Raw genomic sequence first — 16,030 nt, forward strand, 5'->3', positions numbered from 1 at the left:
GGAGTTGTTATATGTCCATTGGGGGAGTCAATCAAGGAGGAGGGGCTGATGATGTAATGCCGCTGCATCGGTTGGAGGATGTCGAGAACAGACTTACAGGTATGCAGGATGAGCTTATGCGCTTTGGTGCAGAACATCTTAACTTTTCCACGGAATTGCGATTGCTGAAAGAAAAACAGTCTCGGCACGAAGAAGATGTAAAGCAAATAAAGGAATCTACTATTGAAATGAAAATCCAATTTAACGAGATTATGCGGCGGTGGGATACTTTGGATGCACGCATGTTCCAATTGTTACAGCAGTCGCAAACAGATAGTAAATCTGAGCGAAAAGTATTTATTGATCTACTTAAATATGTATTGGCGGGTACGGTATTTGCAATCATAGCTTTCTTATTCAAAGGAGGTTTGTAATAATGATCAAGAATAAATACATCATCGAACGGCGTTACATCGACAAGCGCCAAAATGTACGGCCCGGCACCCGATTAACCTCGGGAACGCCGGGCTTTTTAGTTGCTCATGATACAGGTAATCCGGGAGCAACCGCGGATAACCATTTTACTTATTTTCAAAACCTCAAGGACCGCTCAGCCTCAGCTCAGACATTCATTGACGATAAAAAAATCCTAGAGGTCATCCCAGCAGGTACTGGTTCCGATCCAGCAGAAAAGGCTTGGCATGTCCTCTACAGTGTTACAACAGACAATAAGCTTTATGGAGACGATGCTAATGATATCGCTCTAGGTGTGGAGCTATGTTATGGCGGCAAGATAAATACCCTTGAAGCATACAAGCGCTTTGTCTGGTATATGGCCTACTGCTGTGACAAGTGGGGTCTAAATCCACTGACACATATTCCAAGTCATAAGCAGCTAGATCCTGCGCGTAAACGCGACATTGATCAAGCATTAACTTCTGTAGGTAAAACACTTAAAGATTTGCTTTATGATGTGGTATCAGAGATTAAGGAACAGCCAGTGTCCGTTATACCGCCTATTGCTGTACAGATGCCTGCCAGTGTAGCTCAAAGGCTAATCGATGATTATGTATCCCCAGCATGGTTTGTGGCTCATAAGGAAAAGGATCAGGTGGGTTTAACGCACTTTCACAACCTTGCTGATAATCTTAGAATGGCTTCGGGTATCCCCTTACAGCCAGGTTCAACAGCGCCATTTAAGCAATTGCATAAAAGTAATGCCCAAGAAATTATATTCCGTTGGCTCTCGCCTGAATGGTATACTGCCAAGTCTAATGGGGATAAATCGGGGATGGTACTCTTTAATAATTTTGCAAATCACTTGCGTAGAGCAGCTGGTATGCCAGTAGAATAAGGGGGATTAATGTATGGGAAATCAAAACTTAACAGATGTTCTGGCGTTCGCCTCGGTGATCGCTGTTTTTGTGTTGGCAGGCGTACAGTTCGTGAAGACTACATTTAACGTGCCTAAAAATATTTTGCCGCTGATTGGTTTGGTTATCGGCTTACTGGTTGGCGCTGCTACTTATCCATTTACGGAGCTAGAACTTGTGCTTCGATTGTGGGCTGGAGGGTTGGCTGGGCTATCAGCAACTGGACTATTTGAATTAGCGTTTAGTAAGAGGGATGGGACTACAAAAGAATAAAGAAATTAGCCCACTGGCTTCGGCTGGTGGGATTTTTTTGTCGTTTACAATTCATTTTTTTCAATATGTTTCTTAAGGCTTTTTAAAATTTGTTCTTCACAATTACTACAAATTAACATAGGATACGTTTGATTATTCAATAGTAGATGTTCAATATCCCTTATCGAATAGTCTTTTACTTTTGCCTTTATTTGTTTGCAAACTGGGCAGAAAATATCTATTAGAATCATATCCATCTTCACACACCTCGTTCTGAATAAATACTCCTACAGTATTTTATGCATTTTATCTGGTGATAGATTGTTCGAATACCTTATTCTGAAAGTACTTGATTAAATAAACTAGAAGGGAAAAGTCTGTAGTTAAATTGGAGTGGTCAGCGGGGTTTATTTCTCCTTCGGAAATAAATGGTTGAAATCAAACGTTGTTCCCAGATGAATTGTCCAAGCTGTAAAACCTCGTAGGACATATAATACTGCATCTTATCGAAAGGAGGTTGTTCATTTGGGAACTTATCTTGATGGAAGAACGTCGCAGAATGCGAGCTATGCAAATTCTATTGCAATTCCAATTACTTTACTAAACACTCCACAATTATTCGGACAAGTAGGGCTTATATCGCAAGGAGTTACTACTAATCCTCGTGTGCTACTTAAAGGAACGATATCCGTTACGCTTCCGCTAGCTTTAGTGGGTATTACAATTAGGATTGTAAGAGGAACCTTGCCTACAGATCCATTAATTTACTCAGCCACTTCAACTTTTGGATTAAGTATTCTTGCTCCACAAGTTATTGCGTTTTCTGCTGATGATTTTAATCCCCCAGTAACACCGCAATTGACTTATACTGCTTTTGTTTCATCTAACTTGCTGGGAACAGTTCGTGTAGGTCCAGAAAGTTTTGATGCTATTCTGGTTTCTGATTAAAACAAGAATTTTAAATTATGCCCACTGGCTTCAGCTGGTGGGCTTTTTTTATTTATGCTGTAGCATTCTAAAAACATTCATAGTAACTATTTAATAATAGTAAAATGTGTTTTAACACTGATTCACTTAACTATTACATTTATTTTTTGGGAGAATAGAATACAATATCTAGTTTTAGGAGGTGATTCTTATGTCGATTCTCTTACCTCAGCAGTTTTACTCTCTGGCTGCCAATATTGGTAAATCTTATTTTGAAAACTTGAACGGTGGAGCAAATGCTACAATTACCGTTAATAATAACGGTCCGGCTCCGATCAATCTTGTAGTTATACGTGTCAATGCTCCTGTCATCACTTATGTAATACCTCCAACCAATAGTCTCACGTTGGAAGTTGCTTTGCTGTTGGTAGCCGCTCTCCAGACCACAGCTGCTGGTGCTGCTACAGGTACAATTCAAATTGCTACTGCTGATTTTTAGTTTTAAAAACAACGAGAGATAGATTTACAGATACATGCGCTATCTATTATGATTGTATTAACGGAAGCACCGTACCCTGTCAATAATGGCAGGGTATTTTAGTACATAGGAGTGATCGTGTTGAGCAATATATACAAAGTTCTTAATACAGACTCTGAATTTCTTACTGCAGCTTTAAAACAGGCTCAAGTGGATATACTCGAACGCCGTGGTGATCTGGCAGGCTGTATTATTGATTGTGGAGGTCCAGTCCAGAAATGGAGTCCTGTTAGTGTTAAAGTCGCGGACGCTTATTACATGAGAAGTGAATTTGAATTCAGAATGGTTTTGGCCTAAGTATGCATAATAAACACCCCGTCAACCTTAATTGGTCGGCGGGGTGTTTTTACTTTACTCGTAAATTTCATTTAGGATCATTGGCGAGAGTATGTTTTACATGAAAAAAAGAATTTGTGGATACTATAAATTCTGAAAGATAAATAAAGGAGTGGATAATCCGATGTCAGGTATTCTTAATGGTAATTCAAAAGATGAACCTATGCACTTTGGTGAGATTTTTAGTGTTTGGCAAACTTCCGTGATGGCAAGAGGTGCAGTGTCTTGTTACCAAGCATTTTTAAACCATGCGGGTGATAAGGATTTGAAAAAGGTTCTTAACAGCCTAATCGATCAAGCTGAGTTAGAAATTAAAGAATGCGATACACTTCTTACCGATAATGGTATCATCCCAGCACCCATAATGCCAAAAAGACCAGATGCAAAGCTTGAGGATATCCCAGTCGGTGCAAGATTTTCAGATCCTGAAATAGCAGCACATATTGCTGCTGATATTGCCGCAGGCTTAGTGGCTTGTAGCCAAGTAATGGGTCAATCCATTAGAGTGGATATTGGAGCCTTATTTGCTAAGTATCATTTAACGAAAGCGGCATTAGGGGTTAAAATACTTGAAATAACTAAAGAAAAAGGTTGGCTTGTTCCCCCACCTTTACAAATTAAACGACCAGAAACAGTTGAAGCTTAGAAAAAAAGAGATCCTGCATTTTTTTGCGGGATCTCTTTTTTAAACAATGAAATTAGTAAACACCGGGCTCCGAAGCATGCCAGATTTGGTCCAGTTCCTCATTCTTACCTTTGCTCGCAGGTGGGGCTCCAGATGTACAAACTCTTTATCTTCACTTTTAATAAGTTGCTGAGCCACACCGCGGAATGCCTGTTTATGAATTGGTGACGCACCGAGTTCAATGATTCCTGCTGGACGTAGTTTTCCGGACGTACCGGATGGAACAGCAGCCAGCCAACCAAATTCCTGTTTGCGATAACCTGTAATAAATACATCCGCATAAGTCCAATTGATGACCTTTTGCCATGCGTGAGAGCGGCGGCCAGTCTCGTATAAGCTGTTCTTACGCTTACCTACTACACCCTCCATACCACGTGTTTCGATCTGTTCAAATAATGCCTCTCCAGCACCTTCTACGTGTGGTACTACTCCAAAGCTATTAGACGGTAGAGTTAACCCCGCCAGTATCTCCTTACGGCTCATCAAGGGCAAACCACGTACATCCTGACCTTTGTACATCAAGATGTCAAAGATGGCATAATACACGGGGAGCGTTCTGGTAAGTTGTATGATCTTATCTGCTCGTCTCGCCTGAAATCGACTCATAACAGACTCGAAATCAGACACGCCAGTTTCAGGATCTACACAAGCGACCTCACCATCTAATACAATATCCTCAGCAAACGGAAGGTGTAGCTCAGGGTACTGATGAGTACAATCATTATCGTGTCTGGTATATAACTGGATCTTGCCGGAAATTTGAGAGTAAATAAGACGATGACCATCTATCTTTGGTTCAAATATATAATCACTGTGCGAAAATTGCTCGGGAGCCGTTTGCAACAGCATTGGGGATATAAACATAGTTTCACCTCTACCTAATTATAAATGCCAATGGAAGAGGAAAGGGCAGGGAAGTATTGGGCATAAAAATACCCCGTCAACCTTAAGTGGTCGGCGAGGTTTTTTTTATTTCAATTATTTTTTAGCCAATTAAAATCGACAATAATATTTTCCCTGGCAACTCAACAATAGATATCACCTGAAGATATTGTTCTCCGTTTATTGTTGCTACAACACAAACAACTCGGTCATGAGTATACACCTCCGCTGAAAACGCGCCAAGATATTCTCCCATGTTCCCTGCATCATTTTTATAAACTTTCACTGGAAAACTTGCGCTTGTATTCACTTTTCTGGATTTTCGCGTAGCGTGATTATTGTTTTGAATAAAGTCAATGGCGTGGTCTTCATGCACATCTCTAAACCATTCAAACCAAAGATCCATTCCTGAATTATTTTGAATAGTTAGATGCCGTCTTGAACCAAATACGGCTTCGAAGTCTTTTAGAAGTGAATTTCCATAAGTAACATCTGCATAAGGAATTGCATCTGTGAACGGTACGCTTATTGATAACACGTTTTGATTGTTGCAGTCGATGTTTTCAGGTTCAGGTTTCAACTTTGTTGATATTAAAATTGTACTGTTACAATTTAAGTGCTCTTTTTCGATTCCTAAAAAACGATAGACCACTAGTTCATTAAGTGTGGATCCACTGCCTACATATTCAATTAAACCGAAGACATTACTCATTTCTTGTGGGCTAACTTCACTTTCCAGTGGGACTACATAGATTTTGACAAAATATTCGTTATCACTTAATTCCCTTAGCGAAACCATTAGTATATCCCTCCCTAATTAGATTAAGTTAGAATAACCATTTAAGTTTGTAGTTATACCTCTGTATTTATACCGACAGGGACTAGACTTGGAAGGTTACCCAATGGATTATGGTGGATTTATAGAAGCCAATTCTCCAGAGACAATCAAGATAGTTGGAGTCCTGTTTATCCGAGAACGATTTGGATTTAGAACATACATAAGGTAGTACTCCAATTTAATAAATAGGAGTGATCATGTTGAGTAATATATACAAAGTCTAATGACAGACTCTGAATTTCTAACAGCCGCCTTAAACAGTCACAGGTAGATAACTTGAACGTCGCGGTGTTCTAGCGGGCAGTATAATCGATTGTAAGTGTCCAATCTAGAGATGGAGTCCAGTTAGTGTTAAAGTCGCGGATGCTTAACAAATACCCCGTCAACCTTAAGTGGTCGTCGGGGTTGTTTAATTTATTTTATTTTGTTGTGTACTCACTTACTTCAAAGGTAAGTATCTTATCGTGTACAACATATTCAGTACGTTTGCTAAAAGGGCCCTTGTTGTTCTCTTGTTTGTCTATTCCATATTTTATTGATCCTGATGAGCTATCATACCAGGCAAGGAAACTATTGACCTTTGACATCGGAAGATCAAATTCTTTTACTAAACCTGTAGTAAGAGTTATCGTTAGAATGGCGTGATCGCCCGAAGGTGTTTCTGGAGTCGGTGTAGCTGTTGGTGTAGCTGTTGGTGTTGGTGTTGGTGTAGCTCCTGGTGTTGGAGATGTACTATTTTGACCGTAAACATCAAGTTCATAGGCTGTTCTATTATTTATTGTAAAGGAAATTTTTCTAACATTACGTATAGTGTAGGGAAAATTAAATTTATCTCCTGCACCAGTTACATTATAAGCAATAATTTCTTTGTCATTTAAGTCATAAAATCTGACAGCTAGATACTGCTTATCAGACAGCAGCACTTTGACTGCATCTATATCTTTATCTTCCGTAAAAATATACCATGCCGTCGACGGATCTTTACCGTTAAACAATTTACCTGTATTTTTATTACCATCTGTTAGTACATCAGTATTACCTGAGTGATTGAATTGATAATCACCGTAATTAATCATCTTACCAAACAAAAGACCTGTTTCATTATGAATTGGTGTTGGCGTTGGTGAAATTGTAGGTGATGGCGTTTCAGATTCATTAGCATAAGTTAATGATGTAGGTACAAAAGACGTAGCTATAGTTATTATTAAGATAGCAACCATAGATAAAAAAATAATACGAGCTTTTTTTGACACTTGAATATTCCACCTTTTTTTGAATTTAATTAGTAAATATTAAGTTAGATGGTGGAAATAGTCTAAACAGTAAGTGCTATATATGGGATTAAATATATCATTTCATATTTTATCCATATTTCTACATGTTAGTAATAATTTTTAGGTTGTTTAGAGAACATTCGTTTGGTTATAATACAAACAAATGTTCTTATTTTTTGGAGGCGATCACATGAAAATGAGTGTTGGCCAAATAGTTGAAATTGTATATATGGATAAAGCGGGGAAGATCACGCAACGCAAGATCGAGATCCTCGGCATTCGTGCCGGCCGTATTAGGGCTACTTGCCTGACCACCGGGGCGCCGCGAGTGTTCTTGGTAGCGAGTATCCTCTCGTGGCAGCCTGTATCGAATAAGCGTCATGCTTGATGATACTTCGCGCAAGCTGCTGCGGATTATATCGCAGTTTAGATATCACTTCAGGCGGATGCCAAACATCAAAGAGTTGGGACGATTGAGCGGACGCCACCCAGCGGAGATAATTAAGGGGTTTAAGGTGTTGTTTGAGGAGCAATATATAGTTTGGGATGTGTCTACGCCTATCGAGACAACAATTATTATCGAGGGATGGGAACGTAACGTGTCGTACGAAAAAACGCCACAACAAGGCGCAGAGAGCGGCAGTGGCTGTACTAATATTGATTACTGGCTTTATCATTAGGAGGGGTCACTGTGACCAAATTGGACGGTAATGAACGCTGGAAAACGAAAATGATCATGACCGAGCATGTTGAGCAGTACGAGGAACAGCAGCGTGAGAAACGAGATAACATGATAACTATGGAGGAACGTACGATGGTTCGAGACCTCATTTTGCTTCCCTATATAGATACGATGGTCGGCAAGAGCCTGAAAGAGCTCGAGCACTCCAGCAGTATACTTAAACGTACCTTTTTGATGGCTGGCGAAGCCATACAGCGCCGGATCGTGCAAGATACCTATCGACTGCAGAAAGAGCTGAAGCAGCGGAATATCAAAATGCTGGCGGATGAGCAAGACGAATTTATCACGTATTACAAAATCTTTTGCCGGGGATATCAGGAACGCTTTGGACTAACCCGTGATGTAATGCGCACTGAAATTAGCTTAAGATTGACTAAATATACTAATGAGCTCGGTGGGATTCTTAAAGGTCATCTAATGGGTTGAAAAAAACATCCCCGAAGTTTTCGGGGACACTACTTTGAACAATTATTATTTATCCATTACCTGCTACTGCAATCCCACTAAAACTTCGTGCTCCTAGAGTTGCAGTTCTAATGGCTGATGCAATGATAGTATATTGAATTTGGCCTGCAAGCACATCACTAGCCGGTGGGAAGTCTACAGCGGTTATTCCTACCATTTCATATTGGGTCACTGTATTATTAATGTTTCCTGGGTAGGTTGTACTAAAGATTAATACATTATTGCGGTAAATGCTAAAAGTAACATCGTTTTGAACTATAACGCTAACATCAACACTAAGCCTTACATAAGCATTTAATGTGACTCTTACTAAGTTTGCATTTTCAGGTGTAACACTAGAGGTTTGGAGTCCAATATCACCAAAAACTGCACCTGAACGGACCAAATCAATACCAGGTGTATCCACTACACTAGTCTGTGAGATGCGCATATCCAAAAACTGAATACTCATTAAATACACCTAACCTCTCTTAGGAGATAATATATTTTATGAGAGGAAATATCGAATGCTTGTGCTTATTCAAAAATGTTAATAGGTACGGACTGGATAAATAAACCCCGTCAGTGAATATATTGACGGGGCATTTTAAATAGATAATTTATATATCAAATTCAGCCCAGCCTGGCGGCAGTGATTCGAAGTCAAATTCCTCGATTGCTTCTGGTTCAATAATTACTAGTAGCGGTTCGTGTATGTCAATTAACGCACCTATACGTTCGCTGATTCCAATAAAAGTACCAATCGCTACAACTCTTCAACACCATCCAACAAATCCGCTATTGTGATTCCTACAGCTACCAGGCTTTAATTCTTCCCATCAGAGATGCCCCGATGCTAACGATACAACGACAGTACCAATATACAAATAATCGGGCTGTTAGCTCGATGCGGGTTCCCGCGACCATCCTGCGCTGTAGCGCAAAATGGTTTCGGCTGGTATCTTCAGGCGAGTTCATCAGGCAGTCCAGCAAAGCACCCTATAGGATAGGGATGTTCGCAAAGAGTTGTCTAATTAAATGCGTTGCTTGTCGATCCCAAGACTTCGTTTCAAACCCTCTTGTAATACTTGGCTAAAGTTCAGATGCTGTTTTTCTGCTTCATCATTTAACCATTTTGGCACCGTGAGGGTCTTTTTAACAGCCTTGGCTTCCATTGCATCCCTAACAGTAGGCATATAGACTTGCACTTCACAGGCAGCCTCTGTCGGATCTGCTTGCTTCAAGATATCACCGAGCACAGATGGTGAAGGAATAGGGTCATTGTCTTGCTCCATCACATACATAAACCCCTCAAGAGCTTCACGTGCTGCGGCGTGTGCTTCTTCAGCTGTATCACCAGAAGTCAGACATCCGGGCAGATCGGGAAAACGAACAGAGATTCCTTCGTCTGCCGTGTCTAGCAATGCCCAGTAGCGATAAACATCTTTCTTACTCATTTATATTAACCTCCTTGGTGGAGAGGGGCTTGCGCCCCTACAACCCTGCTGATTTTAGGATACTCTTTTGTGTCTTGGGAGGAAAGCTTGCTCTAGGATGCGGGACTGTTATTTTCCCTGCCTTCGTTGGATGTTTGTAGTAATGGTGGCTACCATGTACTCCAACTATGTACCAACCATCTTCTTCGATAATTTTTATGATTTCCCTCGAACTGTAAGCCTTCATCTCAACCCTCCTTACACTTAAATTATACACGTATTTATTACACGTGTCAACGTATTAATAACACGTATTATTAAGTGGGGAGAAAAAAGCCCGTGACTTCAGATGTTTGTTTTTTATCGTTTACAGAATGTTCCAAAACTATTATATTCAGATTATACAAATGAATATTCTGCATTAGGAAAGGTTGGGGATATATGAGATGCTAGGGTATATAACTGGAGATAATATTAAATGGTTATTAGGAGTAATTATACCAATGACTGTTACAGTAACTGGTTGGATTTATGTATATAAATTGGGTCAGAAAAATGTAATTAGAGATAAGCGAATAACTACATATATTAGTGCCTTCAATTTCATAAAGGATCCACTTTATAATGCTATTAGAAAAAATTCCGATTTTTGTACGTATCTTGATACTACAAGGAGACATCTAGGAGGCTTACAAGTGGAATCAATATTGTACCAAGCTGATATGAACTATTTACTACTAAAATCATATAATGAGAGAGAGTTTGAAAACCTTAAAAACATTGCGAGTAGTTCGTACTTAGAGTTTTCTTATGCATGGGAACAATATGAAATTGTATTGCTTCCACTTGTAAAACAAAGATATGCTCTACAGGAAGAATTTAAAGAAATGATCATGATTATTAATAATAGCTACATGGGATACAATGCATTCCTTTATTCCCTAAGTGAAGGGATAGTATTTAAAGAGGAACAACGGGCGGGACTTGTTAATTCTATTGCAATTACGCATGATCGACTTCTAGATTTTTTTGCATGCTTAATGGACGTAAATACTAATGTCCAAAATTTTGTCTTTAAAGATTTATTCAATAGAAATATAGAGGAAAGAAAAGTATTAGACGAAAAATATCTAACGATAGACAAATTGATTGAGAAACATAAGGTGGATAATTTTTAGATGCTTTTTTTGTAGGAGAGATTATTTTGAGCGCTACATACAAAGTTTTAGAGAGCGATGCTGAATTCCTGATAGCAGCCCTAGCTCAATCCAAGGTATCCGTATGGTTTCGCATGGAACCGGACCCAATTTGTCACCTTATGGATTACGGCGGCTTCGTAGAGGGATATACGCCAGACTCTATTAAGCTCGCTGGAGCTCATTTTGTGCGGCGGCGGTTTGAATTCAGAACAGAAATAAAATAGACCCTCAGGGCTTGTACCTGACGGGTCTTTTGTTGTTATGGGATGAACTCTGTTAATACTGACTTCTGTAACATTCCGTAGTTTTATTTCGTGTATGGGAACCAATTATCCAATAAAGACAGTGGTATTTTTACGTTGAAATGCAGTAGGTAATTCTTCCACAAGTGGATCGAAGTTTTCAAAGAAATAGTCTTTGTCAGTATCCTTTAAATTGATGGCTGCCCATTTTTTTAATTGACTTAATTCCTCAAGAATGATAGGCAAATCTTCCTCGGTTACATTAACGCCTGACTCAAAAAGTTCAACCCATCTCAAGCCTAGTTCGTTAATACCAGGTATCCAGCATCTTCTGAAAAAAGATAAATACGCAACCTGAATGTAAAACTTATCTTCAAAATCATTTTGAGGGTTGTTAATTATTACACTAATTGCCATTTCTCATATCCCTCCTCCAAAGGTAGCGCTAAATTTATAATCAGGGAACTCCTGTCTAAGATCATTAAGAGCATTCTCAGTGGCTTGCCTTAATTCTAACGAATCTGCTTCCATCCTAAAAATTAAAACTAAATTGAAGTACTAAAAGTCCTGAGTATTTAAAATGATAGATTACCAAAAATATAAGACTAGTGACTCATTGTAAAATATATCCTATTTATATAATAATATATACTATAAACCAGAAGGAGGAAGAAAATGAAAAAGTTATTATTGAGGAGTATTCTTATTTTATCGTTTGTTTTTATGATAGTAGGTTTTATGCCAGTCGGACAATCTGAAGCTAGTGCAAATTCAATTGATCTTCAAGAAAGTCTTAACAGTAATCAGGTTACGGTAACAACGGATACTTACAGTGATCAAGGGTTAATTCAGCCGTTTGCAGAAATCGGTCCTACATATCCTGGAACTAATGTTCAGATGAGAATTGGAGATGTTCTTTATTCCACAAAAACTTTAGGTACAACTTCTCAAATAGTAGGGCATACAGGAATTGTGAATTCAGACTTCAAAGTTGTTCATGTAACATTACCAGTAAATGGTGGGACAATAGATAATATGACGGGATACATGAATAGACATGGTGCAGGAGAAACTATTAAAGTCTATCGGCCTACAAATGGAATGGGAGTAAGTGCCGCTAAATGGGCTACATGGAACTTCCAGTATGTTAAACAATATTCTATAGATCCTTTTTCGTTATTAGGTACCCTTTCCCCAAACTACTGCTCTAAATTTGTTTGGCAAGCATTTTATTATGGAGAAGGAATAGACTTGACTAACGTTAATAATACTCCTGATCTTAGAGGATTTGTTACTCCATCAATGGTTATAAACTCTCCTTTCTTAATCTATATGACATCATTTAAAGCTATTTAATAATTAACTGCCAGCGGTAGATCAGATTTAAGCTGTTGAGTGCCCCCTGTTTTTTTGCAGGGGGTTATGATTATTCCTGCTAGTTTCAAAAACGTAATACTCTGGTCAGTCTTTACACTTTGTGTCTAAAACTTATTTTTTAAAAAAAGTAATATTAAAAATATCACTGAACTATGTTAATATGTATGGGAATTGAAGTTTTATCAGTTTTTATCTAGTTTTAATACAGGAGGTGCTTCTAAAATTAGAAAATTCATGGCTATTACAGCAATAATTATTATTTTGCTCGTTATTGGAATTTATGCAGCACTTCAGTATAAATATAATACGCTCGAAAAAAGCCTGAAAGAATACTTGATTACTGTAGAAGGGTACTCTGAATCTGATTTAGTGAGTATTAAAGCTAAGCTTAGTTCAATGCCGAAATTTCCTGTATATGTAAGATTTGCTGATGACCCTGATACTAGCTACATTTTCACAGATAGAGATGCATCTGACTGGAAACAACTAGACCCTAAGGAACCTCAGCGATTAAAAAAGGGTAATAATTAGTGTTTTTTAGGAAGCATATATAATACTCTGATGTGATTTAATTAATCTGTTATTTTAGAGAAACTGAAATATTGCTTTTTTTAAAGAGTTGTTATAATCTATTGTCATAACTAAGAACGAAATAATATAAAAACAGTGGCAAAGCCTATCGCTTAAAGATGTCCAAGGCCGCTGTAATCAGTTGAAGAAAGTTCAATCACATTTTTTAAAAAAAAGGATTTTTAGGGCGTACGCTATAGATACGTTACTAAAATACTTTTGTGATTGACTAATCTATCAAACTGATTGCAGCGGCCTTTTTGCGTTCTCATTTTATTCTATCATGGAGGTGATTGTATTATTACAAGTTGCGTGTTCGGCAATTAGCGACAACAAAAGGCACTCCTCAAGCAGGAATGCCATACAGTTCTTTTTTATATGGAATTTATATGGAAAGCGTTCGTATATTTGTTCTCATTTTTATGGTATACTCGTTTCAATATCGCGGCGGAAATATATTACAACTGGAGAGTGATGCTTTATCCGAAAAAAACAAATTGATTTATCCAGTCTTTCTATTGTTCTTGGACGAGACCCTGACTTCTTAAAAAATATTATTTCTGGTTCTGATCCCGGTATAGACGTTCGGCACGAACAGCAGCAATCATCCGTTGATACTCTTCCTCCGTCAACTCTCGACCATCAATCTTAAACTCAAACGTGTCCTTAATATCTTCATTAGATAATTCTAACGACTTATTAAAAAGCTCCTTCTCGTGCATATACGGGACGGAGCTTTCTTTAACCCCGTGAAATTCTCCCTCTTCAATAATTCCTACCCAGTCGTAAATATTCACATCAGTTTTCCCTAACAGGTAATCCGTAGTTGTGTGAAATATATCTGCAAGCTTACTAGCTGTCTCTGCGCTTAATGTACGCTCACCTTTTTCGATATCGTAATAATACTGCGGTGTTATGCCCAATTGCTTTGCGACATTGATGCCGCTTAACTTCTTATTATCCTTTGTTCTGAACCCTTCCCTAACGCTTTTTAAGCGGTGTGGTGTGCTCATTCCAATAACACCTCCTATTTTTCAGCAAATAGCTTATATAAATAATAACACTAAGAATTTTCATAAACAACAAGCAAATAGCTGATAAAATGAGAAAATTTACGTATTTTGAAGCAAATAGCTTATTGTATGCATGAAATACTTTGTTTAGAAGCTATTTGCTTACAAATGCTACTTGTCCAATGACAGCTATTTGCTTATTATTTAGTCATGGAGGTGAACACGATGGACTTTACATCTACTGTAAAAAACATTCTTTCCCAAAACGGTATGAAGAATGCGGAGCTTGCAAGGCAAGCCGGATATAGCTCACAGCACATTCACGATTTGCTGTCTGGAGATCGTAGGTGGAATGAAGATTCAATGAACAAGGTCTGTGATGTGCTCGGAATAAAGGTCAATTATCAAACAACTGAGTCGAACGTGGAGGTAATAAATCAGGTTGATTGCTCTCACTAAATATCCGTAGTAAACGCCACACTGAACTCGCAGTGTCAACAATTTAAGCTTAAGCCGGAAAGGATGACGAGAGTATGAATATCCGAACTGAAGACTGGAACGGTTATGAGATACGTTTTGTACAGTTCTCTACAGGTGAATGGTACGGAGTAGCGAAGGATGTATCAGATGCTCTACAGTACAGCGGAACAAACGCGATGACTCGCCATTTGAAAAGCAAATATCTCACATCCGTCAAATTGACGGGTATGAACCAGAAGTTCACAGCTATCAGTGAACAAGGCATTTATAAAGCAATCACTCGTTCTCAAAGACCTGAAGCGGAGGAGTTTGAAGATTGGATATTCGATATGTTGAAATCACTACGCCAATCCAGTGGTTTTGAAGGATTTCAAATATTTCGAATGCTTGATAAAGAGCATCAACGTGATGCAATGGCTAGACTTAGTAAATCTTTACAAGAGCCAAAAGTTCCTCATTTTATCAAAGCAAATGTAATTGCAGACAAAGCAGTTTCCACAAAATTTGGTCACCCAAAAATGCTAAAAAAAGACCAGATGACTCCAGACATGCTAGTTGAGAGACAACCTATATTGGAGGATACAGTAGTGCTAATGTCCGCGGTAGACCGCTTTGGTTTGGAATTGTCTGTAAGTCAAGCGATTTATAGTAAGCATGCTCATTGAAAGGAGAACGGATAGATGATCGCAATACACCCGTTACACCGCCAGTTGGCATTGATCGCAGCTATGAACATTAACAAAGAAGGCAAACTCGAAATGGGCCGCCTTGAACTGGAGTTTATTAAGCCACTACTTATGAAGAATCTTGAGTTGGTAGCAAAGCTCGACAGCTTGAAAGAACTCGCATTCCTTGCTCACGAAATGAACGAAATGGATTGGCAAATGGATATCTGTAAACAAATCGAAGAATTGGAGGCGCAGTTGATATGAACGAGACAAAAGATGAAATCACGTATCACCGTGACGAAATGGCTTTCTGGCTCATGTATCAGAAGGATGCAAAATCCCGTGGTGATGTAGCTACTGAGCAGCTTGCAACAGAAGAATACCGCAAACATCGTGACGTTGTACTCGCAATCTGGGCTTCTTCTACGGAGCATCTGGCGGTGTGCGTATGACAGTAATCATTTGCAGCACAGTCAGATGCCCTTATCCAAATTGTGGTCATACGGTGATGTAATCACAGTCAATCATTGCCGTACGGCTCACGCTATGGAACGCAAGGAACTGTTTGGTAAATACGGAAAGCCGCAAAGTATAGGATACGATCCGCAAGCTGCAAACAAAAACCTAGAGGGACATGTGCCTGCTCAGAAGGTGAACATAGGCTACCCTAGTGATTCTAGGTTTGCGAAAGATAGGAGATCAACTAGGAGTAAAGGGAGGTGAACAAGGTTTAATTGGCAGGTCTGGAATTAGGTGAAATCTCGAAGGTCTATTA

Annotated in this window: 26 protein-coding genes; 18 read left to right on the forward strand and 8 right to left on the reverse strand. The window is 38.8% G+C overall.

The features are described from left to right. Positions 1-11 precede the first annotated feature (11 nt). The 7 genes from NST34_RS12030 (at position 12) to NST34_RS12060 (ending at position 4,051) form a co-directional block, all read left to right on the forward strand. Complete coding sequence (locus NST34_RS12030) at positions 12-413, forward strand: hypothetical protein (RefSeq protein WP_341127871.1); 402 nt, start codon at positions 12-14, stop codon at positions 411-413. Between the two features lie 2 nt (positions 414-415). Then, positions 416-1,333: a peptidoglycan recognition protein family protein gene (locus NST34_RS12035; RefSeq protein ID WP_341127872.1), complete on the forward strand. Its 918-nt coding sequence runs from the start codon at positions 416-418 to the stop codon at positions 1,331-1,333. A 13-nt stretch (positions 1,334-1,346) separates the two neighbouring features. Then, complete coding sequence (locus NST34_RS12040; protein WP_339245337.1) at positions 1,347-1,625, forward strand: holin; 279 nt, start codon at positions 1,347-1,349, stop codon at positions 1,623-1,625. 504 nt (positions 1,626-2,129) lie between these two features. Next, positions 2,130-2,552 carry a hypothetical protein gene (locus NST34_RS12045; RefSeq protein ID WP_341127873.1) on the forward strand — a complete coding sequence of 141 codons (423 nt, stop codon included), beginning with the start codon at positions 2,130-2,132 and terminating at the stop codon, positions 2,550-2,552. A gap of 190 nt (positions 2,553-2,742) precedes the next feature. Then, positions 2,743-3,030: a hypothetical protein gene (locus NST34_RS12050; RefSeq protein ID WP_341127874.1), complete on the forward strand. Its 288-nt coding sequence runs from the start codon at positions 2,743-2,745 to the stop codon at positions 3,028-3,030. A 120-nt stretch (positions 3,031-3,150) separates the two neighbouring features. Beyond that, complete coding sequence (locus NST34_RS12055) at positions 3,151-3,366, forward strand: hypothetical protein (RefSeq protein WP_341127875.1); 216 nt, start codon at positions 3,151-3,153, stop codon at positions 3,364-3,366. Between the two features lie 163 nt (positions 3,367-3,529). Further along, positions 3,530-4,051 (forward strand): DUF3231 family protein, encoded by a 522-nt coding sequence (locus NST34_RS12060; protein WP_341127876.1) that lies wholly within the window; start codon positions 3,530-3,532, stop codon positions 4,049-4,051. A 39-nt stretch (positions 4,052-4,090) separates the two neighbouring features. Here the strand turns inward: NST34_RS12060 and NST34_RS12065 are convergent, their stop codons facing one another. From NST34_RS12065 to NST34_RS12075, 3 genes are all read right to left on the reverse strand, one after another. Further along, positions 4,091-4,954, reverse strand: coding sequence for an ATP-dependent DNA ligase (locus NST34_RS12065; RefSeq protein WP_341127877.1), 864 nt, complete (start codon positions 4,952-4,954; stop codon positions 4,091-4,093). Between the two features lie 121 nt (positions 4,955-5,075). Then, positions 5,076-5,771: a hypothetical protein gene (locus NST34_RS12070; RefSeq protein ID WP_341127878.1), complete on the reverse strand. Its 696-nt coding sequence runs from the start codon at positions 5,769-5,771 to the stop codon at positions 5,076-5,078. A 458-nt stretch (positions 5,772-6,229) separates the two neighbouring features. Further along, a complete protein-coding gene (locus NST34_RS12075) occupies positions 6,230-7,063 on the reverse strand; it encodes a hypothetical protein (RefSeq protein WP_341127879.1) in 834 nt (277 codons plus the stop codon). 211 nt (positions 7,064-7,274) lie between these two features. Between NST34_RS12075 and NST34_RS12080 the strand changes: the two genes are divergently transcribed. The 3 genes from NST34_RS12080 to NST34_RS12090 all read left to right on the forward strand — a co-directional run bounded on the left by NST34_RS12080 (position 7,275) and on the right by NST34_RS12090 (position 8,252). Further along, positions 7,275-7,472 carry a hypothetical protein gene (locus NST34_RS12080; protein WP_341127880.1) on the forward strand — a complete coding sequence of 66 codons (198 nt, stop codon included), beginning with the start codon at positions 7,275-7,277 and terminating at the stop codon, positions 7,470-7,472. 76 nt (positions 7,473-7,548) lie between these two features. Beyond that, complete coding sequence (locus tag NST34_RS12085; RefSeq protein ID WP_341127881.1) at positions 7,549-7,764, forward strand: hypothetical protein; 216 nt, start codon at positions 7,549-7,551, stop codon at positions 7,762-7,764. 11 nt (positions 7,765-7,775) lie between these two features. Beyond that, entirely contained in the window at positions 7,776-8,252 is a 477-nt protein-coding gene (locus tag NST34_RS12090; RefSeq protein WP_341127882.1) for a hypothetical protein, read from the forward strand. A gap of 49 nt (positions 8,253-8,301) precedes the next feature. Here the strand turns inward: NST34_RS12090 and NST34_RS12095 are convergent, their stop codons facing one another. The 3 genes from NST34_RS12095 to NST34_RS12105 form a co-directional block, all read right to left on the reverse strand. Continuing rightward, a complete protein-coding gene (locus NST34_RS12095) occupies positions 8,302-8,742 on the reverse strand; it encodes a hypothetical protein (RefSeq protein WP_341127883.1) in 441 nt (146 codons plus the stop codon). A 562-nt stretch (positions 8,743-9,304) separates the two neighbouring features. After that, positions 9,305-9,727, reverse strand: coding sequence for a type II toxin-antitoxin system HicB family antitoxin (locus NST34_RS12100; RefSeq protein ID WP_341127884.1), 423 nt, complete (start codon positions 9,725-9,727; stop codon positions 9,305-9,307). Between the two features lie 37 nt (positions 9,728-9,764). Continuing rightward, positions 9,765-9,953 carry a type II toxin-antitoxin system HicA family toxin gene (locus NST34_RS12105; RefSeq protein ID WP_341127885.1) on the reverse strand — a complete coding sequence of 63 codons (189 nt, stop codon included), beginning with the start codon at positions 9,951-9,953 and terminating at the stop codon, positions 9,765-9,767. Between the two features lie 256 nt (positions 9,954-10,209). Between NST34_RS12105 and NST34_RS12110 the strand changes: the two genes are divergently transcribed. Together NST34_RS12110 and NST34_RS12115 are read left to right on the forward strand one after the other, a co-directional pair. Beyond that, positions 10,210-10,884, forward strand: coding sequence for a hypothetical protein (locus NST34_RS12110; RefSeq protein WP_341127886.1), 675 nt, complete (start codon positions 10,210-10,212; stop codon positions 10,882-10,884). 26 nt (positions 10,885-10,910) lie between these two features. Then, the gene (locus tag NST34_RS12115) at positions 10,911-11,129 is read left to right on the forward strand and encodes a hypothetical protein (RefSeq protein ID WP_341127887.1); all 219 of its coding nucleotides are present in this window, start codon (positions 10,911-10,913) and stop codon (positions 11,127-11,129) included. Positions 11,130-11,234: 105 nt separating this feature from the next. Here the strand turns inward: NST34_RS12115 and NST34_RS12120 are convergent, their stop codons facing one another. Next, on the reverse strand, positions 11,235-11,564 hold the full coding sequence (locus NST34_RS12120) for a hypothetical protein (RefSeq protein ID WP_341127888.1): 330 nt from the start codon (positions 11,562-11,564) through the stop codon (positions 11,235-11,237). A gap of 258 nt (positions 11,565-11,822) precedes the next feature. Here NST34_RS12120 and NST34_RS12125 point away from each other — a divergent pair, with 258 nt between their 5' ends. Both NST34_RS12125 and NST34_RS12130 read left to right on the forward strand, forming a co-directional pair. Further along, positions 11,823-12,503 (forward strand): hypothetical protein, encoded by a 681-nt coding sequence (locus NST34_RS12125; RefSeq protein WP_341127889.1) that lies wholly within the window; start codon positions 11,823-11,825, stop codon positions 12,501-12,503. 255 nt (positions 12,504-12,758) lie between these two features. Further along, entirely contained in the window at positions 12,759-13,055 is a 297-nt protein-coding gene (locus NST34_RS12130; protein ID WP_341127890.1) for a DUF3139 domain-containing protein, read from the forward strand. A 593-nt stretch (positions 13,056-13,648) separates the two neighbouring features. On the opposite strand, the gene NST34_RS12135 is transcribed toward NST34_RS12130, so the two are convergent. After that, the gene (locus NST34_RS12135) at positions 13,649-14,107 is read right to left on the reverse strand and encodes a helix-turn-helix domain-containing protein (RefSeq protein WP_341127891.1); all 459 of its coding nucleotides are present in this window, start codon (positions 14,105-14,107) and stop codon (positions 13,649-13,651) included. Between the two features lie 225 nt (positions 14,108-14,332). Between NST34_RS12135 and NST34_RS12140 the strand changes: the two genes are divergently transcribed. The 4 genes from NST34_RS12140 to NST34_RS12155 all read left to right on the forward strand — a co-directional run bounded on the left by NST34_RS12140 (position 14,333) and on the right by NST34_RS12155 (position 15,707). After that, positions 14,333-14,566, forward strand: a complete 234-nt coding sequence (locus NST34_RS12140) for a helix-turn-helix domain-containing protein (protein WP_341127892.1) — start codon at positions 14,333-14,335, stop codon at positions 14,564-14,566. Between the two features lie 74 nt (positions 14,567-14,640). Further along, positions 14,641-15,252: a BRO-N domain-containing protein gene (locus tag NST34_RS12145; RefSeq protein WP_341127893.1), complete on the forward strand. Its 612-nt coding sequence runs from the start codon at positions 14,641-14,643 to the stop codon at positions 15,250-15,252. Positions 15,253-15,267: 15 nt separating this feature from the next. After that, on the forward strand, positions 15,268-15,519 hold the full coding sequence (locus tag NST34_RS12150) for a DUF7667 family protein (RefSeq protein ID WP_341127894.1): 252 nt from the start codon (positions 15,268-15,270) through the stop codon (positions 15,517-15,519). Then, on the forward strand, positions 15,516-15,707 hold the full coding sequence (locus NST34_RS12155; protein WP_341127895.1) for a hypothetical protein: 192 nt from the start codon (positions 15,516-15,518) through the stop codon (positions 15,705-15,707). The genes NST34_RS12150 and NST34_RS12155 overlap by 4 nt, the downstream gene beginning before the upstream one ends. Positions 15,708-16,030: the final 323 nt, after the last annotated feature.

The sequence above is a fragment of the Paenibacillus sp. FSL H7-0714 genome, assembly GCF_038003765.1.
In the GTDB taxonomy this organism is placed as follows: domain Bacteria; phylum Bacillota; class Bacilli; order Paenibacillales; family Paenibacillaceae; genus Paenibacillus_AQ.